This is a genomic window from Actinacidiphila oryziradicis (assembly GCF_005047355.1).
Classification (GTDB): domain Bacteria; phylum Actinomycetota; class Actinomycetes; order Streptomycetales; family Streptomycetaceae; genus Actinacidiphila; species Actinacidiphila oryziradicis.
The window spans coordinates 1-6,870 of the sequence record NZ_SUMC01000204.1 but is presented as its reverse complement, the minus strand read 5'-3'; the positions used below and the strand labels follow the sequence as shown (position 1 = coordinate 6,870).

The window sequence follows — 6,870 nt, the reverse complement described above, 5'->3', positions numbered from 1 at the left end:
CAGACAGCGCCCAACGACCCCTGACGGATGATCAAGACCGACGATCATGCGGCACTGCCAGCACGAGTACACCCCACCGCCACCACACCAGCCCCCCGACCAGCAACTTCAGGATGAAACGATCTCATTGAGCCACTCGGCCAGGTGGTGGCCGGCACGGTCGCGCATCATCTCCGCGAAGGAGCGGACGTGTTCGGCGGCAGTGCTGAGCTGGGGACACCGGTCGAGGATGCTCTTGATCTTGAGATTGTCCTCCGGGGTCAGGCTGTCGGGGTGCTTGGTGATCCAGCCGGTCACCTCGCGCACCGAGGGCGGCTTGGAGGCGCGGCCGGCCGGATCCAGCCCGGATCGAAGTGGGCGCAGGTACTCGCGGACAATCGTGCACTGGCCTCGGAAGCCGGCGGACTTGATCTCCTCGAACAGTGTCCGGGCGTTGGTGCAGCCCTCCTGCCAGCGCTGATGCAGGTAGGGCTTGAAGGGGTCAAGGACGCTGGAGCGCCCCTGCCACTTGCCGGTGCTGAGCTCCTCGGCGGTGGCCGCGTGGGCGAATCTGCGCACGGTGTTGCGGGACAGGCCCAGCTCCTGGGCGATCGCCCGCTGACTGCGCCCCTGGTCCAGCAGGTCGTGGACTGCCCGGTGGCGATCACGGGTGCGGTCCGCGCATCGGTGGGCCGACCGCATCGCCTTGCCGGCCTCAGCGGTCTTCTCCAGTTCGGCGACCGCGGCCGTTGAGGCCGCCTCCGTGGGGGCTTGGGTGGGTTCGCGCAGGTGGGAGGAGTGGCGGGTGACGCACTTGTCGACGGCTTCGCAGAGGTTGTGCCACAAGTGCCACCTGTCAGCGACCTGGACCGCAGCGGGTGCTCCGAGTCGGGAGCCCTCGGCGTAGGCACTGGCGCGGTCACGGCAGATGACCTCCACGCCAGGATGCTCGACCAGCCACCGGGTCAAGGTGGCCGCTTCCCGGTCCGGGAGCACGTCCACGGGTCTGCGGGTCTCGACATCGATCAGGATCGTGCCGTAGACATGCCCTTTGCGCAGGGCGAAGTCGTCGACTCCCAGCACGCGGGGTGTGGATATCTGTGGGTCGGGCAATGCCCGGATCAGTCGCAGCAGGGTGGAGCGGCTGACCGAGGTGTCGAGTGTTTCGGCCAGCCGGGCCCCGGCCCTGCCCGCGAGCATCAGCGCGATGGCCTGCAGGTTCGCGTGCAGGCGGGTACTTCGGCGACCGTAGCGGAAAGTCAGTCCGTCGACCTGCTCGACGAAGATCGTGCGCGGGCACCAGAGCGTCGCACAGCGGAACCGCCGAACCCGCAGCCGCAGGGCGACACGGCGACCACCCACCGCCGTGTCCGTAAGATGACGCTCGTAGCCGCTGTGGACCCGCAGCGACAGCACGCCACAGACCGGACACCCCGCTCCGGTCGCACAGGCCCGTGCCACCACCCGCACTTCACCTCCGAGGAGTTCGACGTCCTGCACCAGCAGGCCGTCCAGGTCCGGGAACAGCACGTCTTCCACGATCACGTCGCCCATGGCCGCCGATCGTCACACCGGCGAGGACGCCCCGTCAGCCGGGGACCGAAAGTGATCACAAAAGGTTGCGGTCGTTTGTGGTGGGGATCAGGTCTGATCTTGGGGCGGTGACGGCGGGGTTGACGTTGCCGTTCAGTTCGGGCGCGGTGGAGGGGCAGGTGAACCGGATCAAGATGCTCAAGAGGCAGATGTTCGGCCGGGCCGGCGTGGACCTCCTGCGCAAGCGCATCCTCCTCGCCCGCTGACCCGCGTGCCGGAAACGACGAGGCGGTGACCGTCCGTCACACCTGCACCAAAAGTGATCCAGAACCTCATTTCACCCGGCGGCGACAACGCGCTCCCTCGCTGATCCGTCCCCGATGGCAGCGTCCCCGCCGGAACCCCGGCCGCGACGCTGTTTCGCGCACGGCCGCGGACTACTCCGGCACGATGGGTGCGGCGGGGGCGCGCGTCGACCAGGATGCGCAGCTGGCCGGGATCGGCGACATCTCTAGGCGAGGGACTGAGCATCCCTCCACCGTTGGGCGAACTTGGCACCTTCCTCAGTGATCATGAACATGTGATACATCTCAAATGTGGCGAAACGTTTCAAATCCTCCACTGTCATGCGGGTCGACGGCGTTGCCGTGGCGACGTCGGCGATCAGGCCGTCGCGGAGCAGGTACCGCACATGCAGGAGGGACGTCGCGTGGAGCATGAAGGTCTTGCCGTTCTCAGGATCTTCGGCATAAGCCTCAAGAATCCGCTGCTCAAGGTCGCCGTACCGGCTATTCACCACAGCTAGGTTCGCCTTGTACTGCCGCATCGCCACCCGATCGATGTCGCCATTGTCATACCGGCGGTGGCAGGTCGGGCAGAGCGCGATGAGGTTGTCGAACGTGTGCCCCTGGACCTGAGCCCAAGGGACGATGTGGGCGAATTCTACGGGGACTGCTTTGCAGGTGGGGATGGCACATCGGTGGCCAGCCTCGATGAGCACCGCGCGCTTCATCGCTGCGGGAATGTCAGGACGTCCATCTGGCATGCCGGATTCTTATCACGCCGGATCAGTCCACGAGGTTCCAGTCGCAGCAGCCCGCGTCAACCCGACGGTCCAGGCTGCCAAGCCAGTACCAGGCGGTGCGCTCGCCGGTCTGGCCCCCGGCCAGAGAGGACGGCCACGCGCTTCCCCTGAAGCGGCCCCGGCCGGGGCAAGAGTTAGCGGTCTGCCGGCCACCCGGCAGACCGCCCCCAACGACCGCTCCTATGCACCGCCCCGGTCGGCACGACCGACGACCCGCGGATGCGCCGGCTGACCGTGCACCTCCCCCCGGAGTACGCCGGGCGGCTCTTCACCGCCCAGCAGCACGGCGCGGGCGACCGACAGCTGCGTGAAATCGTCGCTGAGGGACTACAGGAGATCTATTTCAAGGACGGCGGCGCCCGCGCCCAGGGCCTCGAAGTCGCGATCACCGACATCGACTATTTCGACGTCTCGTTCTGATAGCGAAACCGAAATTTTCAGGATGAAGAAGGGCAGACGATGCCGGAAGGGCTGGGCTACCAGGCGTGGGGGCGTTTATTGCGTTGGCATCCGTGGCAGAAGACGACGCGCACCATCCTCGCGCCGGTGCCGGGCCCTGTCGTTGCGGGCGGTCCGTGTTGTCGCACCCGGCGGCTACGGTGCTGCCATGGCTGCACACCCCGCAGGCCCGAACGGGCTGGTCGCTATCCACATCGCCGTCCACGACCCTGCCGAGATGTCGGAACCCGATCCGCAGGCGGCCGACTACGCCTGGAAGCGGTTCGCTGCCTCGGCACGGTACGCGCGGATCACCTGGGGTGATGCAGCGGCGCGGGCTGCTGCCCGGCGAGCACTATCTGGACTCCGGCTACCCCTCCGCCGAGCTGATCACCGGGTCACTGTCGCGCTACGGCGTGGCACTGATCACCCCGGTCCTGCTGGACACCTCCCGACAGGCCCGCGCGGGCACCGGCTTCGCTGCCTCCGCGTTCACCATCGACTGGGAGAAGCAGCAGGTCACCTGCCCGCAGGGCAGGCTGAGCGCCTCCTGGAGCCCGTGCGAGCAGCGCGGCACCCCGGCTACCGTGGTCAAGTTCGCCGCCTCCGACTGCGGCCCCTGCCCGGTCCGCGCCCAGTGCACCACCGCCCAGCGCGGAGGACGCCAACTCTCCCTCCATCCCCGCCTACTGGCCGAGGCCCTGCAGCAGGCCCGTGACCAGCAGGAATCTCGTGACTGGCAGAAGGACTACGCCCTGCGCGCCGGGGTCGAGGGAACCATGGCCCAGGCCGTCGCCGTCACCGACATGCACCACGCCCGCTACCGCGGCCTGGCCAAGACCCACCTCGAACATGTCTACAGCGCCGTCGCCCTCAACCTGCTACGACTCAACGCCTGGTGGAACGGCCACGCACTCGATCGCACCCGGACCACCCACCTCTCCCGCCTCGAACTCGCCCTCGCCGCTTAACAACCGGAATGACCACCAGGGTCGGCGGTGGGGTGGCTCCTATAGCAGACCGGCCTGCCGCAGGGGCTCGGTGTCTGGGGGGTCTGGGAGGCAGTGGCCGTGCTCGAGGCTTTTCAGCACGAGTTTGTGGTCGCCCTTGTCGGCGTGGAAGGTCGACCACGTACGGCAGATGGGGCAGATCTGCCCGGTGAGGAATGGGCGGAGAAGATGCGGACGGTGGTCGCGATCGGCGAGGTACAGGCTCCCGGTTTCCAGTGCGCTGCTCGGGTACTGCATCGTCTCGGTCGGTACCACCGCGTGGTCGCCCATGAGGCGCCGGTAGCCCACGGTGGCCTGGTCACGGAATGCGTTCCACGTCACGGAGGTGATCTGGTTCAGTGGCCAGTCCGCCAGGAACCGTGCGCGGGTCAGCAACAGGCGGAGGTCATCGTAGGACTCCCGCAGTGCGCCGGGAAGGTCGATCGGGTCTACCCGGCGCAGGTGCGACTGGTCGTTCCTGCGGCCTGAGAGCCGTTTACGGGCGGCGCTGACCGTCTCGTCGGCGAAAAACGCGCCGAGCTCGTGCAGAGGATGCTCCGCCTCCAGGCCGCGGCGTTTCTTCTTGCCGGAGATCTCCTGGAGCACTGCTGTCCACTCGCCGAGTCCCGGTCCGCCCTGGCTGTTGGCGAGTTTGCTGCGTAGCGCGGCCACGGAGGTGAGGTCGATGGCGGCGCTATGGGCGAGGGCCGCGGTGACCAGGGCGCTGTAGCACAGGAGGATCTCGGCTGTCTCCAGGACGGCGTCGTAGGCCGGACCGAGGTCGTCTGCGCTCCTGCGGGCCTCGGTCTCGCGCCACCGCAGGGCGATGGGGTAGGGGAAGCGGGTGCGGACGATGTACACGAAGTCGTCGAGTTGGGCTGCGGTCTCTGCCCGCAGCCGCAGGATCTGTCCCGCTTCGATGATCCGCTGGCGGGCCTGCCCCATGTTCCGGGCGTCAGCGAAGGCGGATGCGGTCAGGTCGGCGGCCTCGGCGCTCCAGTTATTCATCTGCTGCCTTGCGGCCTCGAGGTCGTCGAGTGCTGCGGCCAGAGGTTCATCTGACCCCGGCAAAGCCAGCGCCGCAAGATCCTTTGGGCGTATGCGACCCATCCCCACAGCCCCGTACGCAAGGTATCTGACCACAGAGCGCAGATAGGCCAAGATCAGGCGCATGTGCTCGGGAGCAAGGACGACGGTGGGGCGGAGAACGATGGTGGTGTTGCTGGCCGCCGCTGGCAAATCCTGCTCCCTGACAAGGGCAACCGCTGCACTATCGGATAGGAGGACTGCACCCATCAGCACGTCTCCGGCCTGAAGGCGGTACCGCTCCGGGACGTCGGAATGCCACAGGGCGGCGCCCGGATCTGGCTCGGCGATTGTTGCGCCATGCCGCCTGATATCGCGCATGCGCAGAACGCGCACGGCACCCGCATTACGAGGCTCCTCAGTGCCCTTGCTCGGCCGAAGATAAGGCCCGCGCTGGATGGTGAACACCGAGGCAAGGGAAGGGCCACCGATGCCCAGCGGATCCAGGCCCGCGTCACTCACCGCTGCGGAACCTCCGGATGCTGCTGAGCCGCCACGGGTGACGAAGGCCCACCCCTCCTCTGCAGCGCCAGTTGGATCCGCAATGTAGCCGTGTGCGGTGCCGCCTGCCGGCTGGCGCAGCAGCTTCCTGAAGTCCTCTTCGACGGCCGCGGCATCGCCGGTTCTGGGAACCCGGAATAGCCGAAGCTTCGATGTGCCGTCCGAAAGCGGACGCAAGTACACGGCCGCGACCTCGCTGGAACGATGGACCCCGGGCAGGGCACCTGTGGAGTACACGACGGCAACAGGTGTCCACCGTTGGAGCAGGTAACGCCGCAAGTCGACGCTGCCTTTGGCTTTCGACGTGAGGTACACGGCGGGAAGGAGCATCACCAGCAGCGCTCCCGATGCCGGCTCGCAGGCCGTGATGGCTTCCTTGAGCACTGCAGTCAGCGACACCCTGTCGGGGCCATGGGTGGTGTGGGCCAGGTCATGCAGGGCCGTGAAGGACGGAAGAAGCAAAACTGGCGCCGTAGGCAGAAGGCCATTGATGCAGCCAGCCAGCTCGTCCCATGCGCTGACATGCTGGCCCGGCCAGTCGGCGGGAAGCGGAAGCCCGGTGCTGCCTGAGGCAGTTTCGCCCACGCTGACGATGGTGGGCGCACTGCTGCTGTGCTGCTGTACGCCCGTCACGACAACCCGGACGAACAGATCCGAGGCGTCCCCGGAAGGCGCAACGGCATGGTCTGTGGAGCTGGACATGAACTACCCCCCTGGCGCGTCGCGGGGAAGCCTACGCGGAGGACGAGGCCCTTGCCGGGACCCGGACCGTCTTCAATTTCGGTCATTACGAACCGGCCTGCTTCTCGCGATGAAGGCGGTCGAGGTCGTCACCGTCCGGGCCCTCGGCTTCGGGAACAACCTGACCGGCACGGCCCTGATGCGACAAGCATTCAAGCCAGAGGGGGACTGCTGGCCGACCCCAGCACGGTCAGCAGTGAACGGGTCGCCACCATAACCAACGGCGGACGCCCAGACATTCCGCTTCGACCAAGCGCCCCGTCCTTCGCCCATCCTCGTCGGCTGGGTGGGGCCAAGCCTGTGGGCGAGGGACGCCCTCCCCGGAGCGAGCCGGAGCAGAATGGGAACCGATGGATGAGGTGGGGGGAGAGGGGCTGTGATGGCTGGAGCTCAGAAGCTGTCCTCTTACCGATCTTGACGTGTGTCAGTCGCACGGGAGTGCGGGGCGGGCCGCCGGTTCGGATGATCTTCCGCTCGTGTGCGCATGAAAGCAGGGCCTCCTGGTAGTTCGGGGTTGCG

Annotated in this window: 5 protein-coding genes and 1 pseudogene; 3 read left to right on the top strand and 3 right to left on the bottom strand. The window is 67.3% G+C overall.

The annotated features are described in order from the left end of the window. Positions 1 to 108 precede the first annotated feature (108 nt). On the bottom strand, positions 109 to 1,533 hold the full coding sequence (locus FCI23_RS53140; protein WP_136731263.1) for an ISL3 family transposase: 1,425 nt from the start codon (positions 1,531 to 1,533) through the stop codon (positions 109 to 111). 107 nt (positions 1,534 to 1,640) lie between these two features. On the opposite strand from FCI23_RS53140, the gene FCI23_RS53135 reads away from it, so the two are divergent. Further along, entirely contained in the window at positions 1,641 to 1,778 is a 138-nt protein-coding gene (locus tag FCI23_RS53135) for a hypothetical protein (protein ID WP_384002930.1), read from the top strand. Positions 1,779 to 2,023: 245 nt separating this feature from the next. Here the strand turns inward: FCI23_RS53135 and FCI23_RS53130 are convergent, their stop codons facing one another. After that, positions 2,024 to 2,524 (bottom strand): HNH endonuclease, encoded by a 501-nt coding sequence (locus FCI23_RS53130; RefSeq protein WP_169317441.1) that lies wholly within the window; start codon positions 2,522 to 2,524, stop codon positions 2,024 to 2,026. A gap of 258 nt (positions 2,525 to 2,782) precedes the next feature. On the opposite strand from FCI23_RS53130, the pseudogene tpg reads away from it, so the two are divergent. Together tpg and FCI23_RS53120 are read left to right on the top strand one after the other, a co-directional pair. Further along, positions 2,783 to 3,016 (top strand): annotated as a pseudogene (gene tpg, locus FCI23_RS53125) (telomere-protecting terminal protein Tpg); the annotation flags it as partial. Between the two features lie 341 nt (positions 3,017 to 3,357). Further along, positions 3,358 to 4,005 (top strand): transposase, encoded by a 648-nt coding sequence (locus FCI23_RS53120; protein WP_136731257.1) that lies wholly within the window; start codon positions 3,358 to 3,360, stop codon positions 4,003 to 4,005. A gap of 39 nt (positions 4,006 to 4,044) precedes the next feature. Here FCI23_RS53120 and FCI23_RS61990 read toward each other — a convergent pair whose 3' ends face one another. Then, positions 4,045 to 6,195, bottom strand: coding sequence for a hypothetical protein (locus tag FCI23_RS61990; RefSeq protein ID WP_246144892.1), 2,151 nt, complete (start codon positions 6,193 to 6,195; stop codon positions 4,045 to 4,047). Positions 6,196 to 6,870 lie beyond the last annotated feature (675 nt).

Coding starts and splice junctions, on each gene's coding strand:
- FCI23_RS53140 (WP_136731263.1), bottom strand. CDS start 1,533: ATGGGCGACGTGATCGTGGAAGACGTGCTGTTCCCGGACCTGGACGGC.
- FCI23_RS53130 (WP_169317441.1), bottom strand. CDS start 2,524: ATGAAGCGCGCGGTGCTCATCGAGGCTGGCCACCGATGTGCCATCCCC.
- FCI23_RS53120 (WP_136731257.1), top strand. CDS start 3,358: ATGCAGCGGCGCGGGCTGCTGCCCGGCGAGCACTATCTGGACTCCGGC.